Here is a 2,884-nt window from a genome sequence, read left to right on the forward strand (position 1 = left end):
AGCACACCCAGCTGGGCGCCGCGGCCGGTGCCGACCAGCAGCGCGGTCGGGGTGGCCAGGCCCAGGGCGCACGGGCAGGCGATGATCAGCACGGCGACGGCGGCGGTGAAGGCGGCGGTCCAGCCCTCGCCGGTGCCCAGCCAGTAGCCGAGGGTGGCCACCGCGAGGGTGATCACGATCGGCACGAAGACCGCGGAGATCCGGTCCGCGAGGCGCTGCGCGGCGGCCTTGCCGTTCTGCGCGTCCTCGACCAGCTTGGCCATCCGGGCCAGCTGGGTGTCCGCGCCGACCCGGGTCGCCTCGACGACCAGCCGGCCGCCCGCGTTGACGGTGGCGCCGGTGACGCTGTCGCCGACCCCGACCTCGACCGGCACCGACTCACCGGTCAGCATCGAGGCGTCCACCGCCGAGGCGCCCTCGACCACCGTGCCGTCGGTGGCGATCTTCTCGCCGGGACGCACCACGAACCGGTCGCCCACCACCAGCTCGGCGATCGGGATCCGCACCTCGGTGCCGCCGCGCAGCACCGTCACGTCCTTGGCGCCCAGTTCCAGCAGCGCCTTGAGGGCAGCCCCGGCGGTGCGCTTGGAGCGGGCCTCGAAGTAGCGCCCGGCCAGGATGAAGGCGGTGACGCCGGCCGCCGCCTCCAGGTAGATGTTCGAGGCGCCGTCGCTGCGACCTATGGTGAACTCGAAGCCGTGCCGCATGCCCGGCATCCCGGCGTCGCCGAAGAACAGCGCCCACAGCGACCACAGGAACGCGGCACCGGTACCGAGCGAGACCAGGGTGTCCATCGTCGCGGCGCCGTGCCGGGCGTTGGTGAACGCGGCCTTGTGGAACGGCCAGGCGGCGTACGTGACGACCGGGGCGGCGAGGGTCAGCGACAGCCACTGCCAGTTGTCGAACTGCAGCGCCGGCACCATCGCCATCGCGATCACCGGGACGGCCAGGGCCAGCGCGGTGAACAGCCGCTGGCGCAGCGGAGCCAGTTCGTCGGCGGGCTCGGCCTGCTCGGCGCCCTCGCCACCGGCGGCGGCCGGGGGCTTGGGCAGGGCGGCGGTGTAGCCGGTGGCCTCGACGGTGGCGATCAGGTCGGCCACCTCGACCTCGCCCTCGAAGGTGACCTTCGCCTTCTCGGTGGCGTAGTTGACGCTGGCCGAGACACCGTCCATCCGGTTGAGCTTCTTCTCGATCCGGGCCGCGCACGAGGCGCACGTCATTCCGCCGATCGAGAGTTCCACCTCCGTGGAGGCGGGTGCCTGCGTGGTCATCGTTGCTCCTCGTGACAGTCGGTACTTCGAGGTACGTGCGCGGCCGGGCCGTCATACCCTGGAGGGGTATCGGGCGGTGCCGGGTTCATTTATACCCCTGGGGGGTACGGAGGGCAAGCCCCGAGCAATACCCCGGGGCGGTATGTTCTCAGGGTGGCGATCCGCTTGACTTGATACCCCCATGGGGTATTCACTCATCGACGTCGAGCCGGGGCCTCCCCGCACTCCACGCACCGCCCGCACCGCCCGCACCCGCACTCCCGCACTCCCGCACTCCCCGCGGATACCTGAGGAGGGCCGCATGGCCGGCTACAGCACCGAGAAGGACCAGCTCCTGCGCAGACTGCGCCGCGTCGAGGGCCAGATCCGCGGCCTCCAGCGCATGGTCGACACCGACACCTACTGCATCGACACGCTGACCCAGGTCTCGGCCGCCACCAAGGCCCTCCAGTCCGTCGCCCTGCACCTGCTCGACACCCACCTCGCCCACTGCGTCCAGGACGCCATCGCAGGCGGCGGCGCCGAGGCCGACGCCAAGGTCGCCGAGGCCTCGCAGGCCATCGCCCGGCTCATGCGGGCCTGATCCCAGCCGCTTCGAACGTCCCAGGAGACCGCCATGAACACCGCCCTGCGCATCACCGCCTTCACCGCCGGCCTCGCCGCCGCCTTCGGCCTCGCCCTCGGCGTCGGCCACGCCACCGGCAGCGACCCGGCGCCCGAGCCCGCCGCCCACGCCGGGCACACGGAGCACTCAGGACACGACTCCGGGGGCGGGGCAGCCGCCGAGCACCTGCCCGGCGGGCTGCAGATCTCCGAGCGCGGCTACACCCTGAGCGTCGACAACCCCTTCGTCACCGCCGGATCCCCCACCGACCTGAAGTTCCGCATCCTCGGCACGGACGGCAAGCCCGTCACCGCCTACCAGCAGCAGCACGAGAAGGAGCTCCACCTGATCGTCGCCCCGCGCGACCTCTCCACCTTCCAGCACCTGCACCCGACCCTCGCCGCCGACGGCACCTGGAACGCCCCGACCGCCGTCCCCGCCGCCGGCGAGTACCGGGTCTTCGCCGACTTCACCCCGGCCGGCGCGAGCGAGGGCCTCACCCTCGGCGCCGACCTCCACGCCGCGGGCGACCTGCGCCCCGCCCCGCTCCCCGAGACCGGACGCACCGTCACCGTCGACGGCTACACCGTCACCCTCGGCGGCGACCTCGCCCCCGGCCGCAGCAACCACCTCACCCTGAACATCAGCAAGGACGGCCAGCCCGTCACCGACCTCCAGCCCTACCTGGGCGCCTACGGCCACCTGGTCGCCCTGCGCGCCGGCGACCTGGCCTACCTCCACGTCCACCCGGACACCACCACCCCGGGCCCCGAGATCGGCTTCACCACCACCGCCCCCAGCGGCGGCAGCTACCGGCTCTTCCTGGACTTCAAGCACCAGGACACCGTCCACACCGCCGCCTTCACCGTGACGACGGACGGAGCCGCCCCCGCCGCCTCGGCCACCGACGAACCGGCCGCCGACCACCAGCACTGAGCAGCCCCCGGACGAGAAGTGGGGGGGGGGGGCCTCCCCGTACGGACCGGGGCGTTCCTGCCTCTCGGGATGA

3 protein-coding genes are annotated in these 2,884 nt (G+C 72.8%); 2 read left to right on the top strand and 1 reads right to left on the bottom strand.

Translation table 11 applies throughout. The features are described from left to right. Positions 1-1,271: heavy metal translocating P-type ATPase (locus ACFQ87_RS25205; RefSeq protein WP_380613067.1), on the bottom strand; the 1,271-nt coding region annotated here is incomplete at its 3' end. 301 nt (positions 1,272-1,572) lie between these two features. Here ACFQ87_RS25205 and ACFQ87_RS25210 point away from each other — a divergent pair. Both ACFQ87_RS25210 and ACFQ87_RS25215 read left to right on the top strand, forming a co-directional pair. Then, the gene (locus ACFQ87_RS25210; protein ID WP_380613068.1) at positions 1,573-1,854 is read left to right on the top strand and encodes a metal-sensitive transcriptional regulator; all 282 of its coding nucleotides are present in this window, start codon (positions 1,573-1,575) and stop codon (positions 1,852-1,854) included. A 33-nt stretch (positions 1,855-1,887) separates the two neighbouring features. Beyond that, a complete protein-coding gene (locus ACFQ87_RS25215) occupies positions 1,888-2,811 on the top strand; it encodes a hypothetical protein (protein ID WP_380613069.1) in 924 nt (307 codons plus the stop codon). Positions 2,812-2,884 lie beyond the last annotated feature (73 nt).

The sequence above is a fragment of the Kitasatospora sp. NPDC056531 genome (assembly GCF_042794375.1).
GTDB lineage: Bacteria > Actinomycetota > Actinomycetes > Streptomycetales > Streptomycetaceae > Kitasatospora.

Coding starts and splice junctions, on each gene's coding strand:
- ACFQ87_RS25210 (WP_380613068.1), top strand. CDS start 1,573: ATGGCCGGCTACAGCACCGAGAAGGACCAGCTCCTGCGCAGACTGCGC.
- ACFQ87_RS25215 (WP_380613069.1), top strand. CDS start 1,888: ATGAACACCGCCCTGCGCATCACCGCCTTCACCGCCGGCCTCGCCGCC.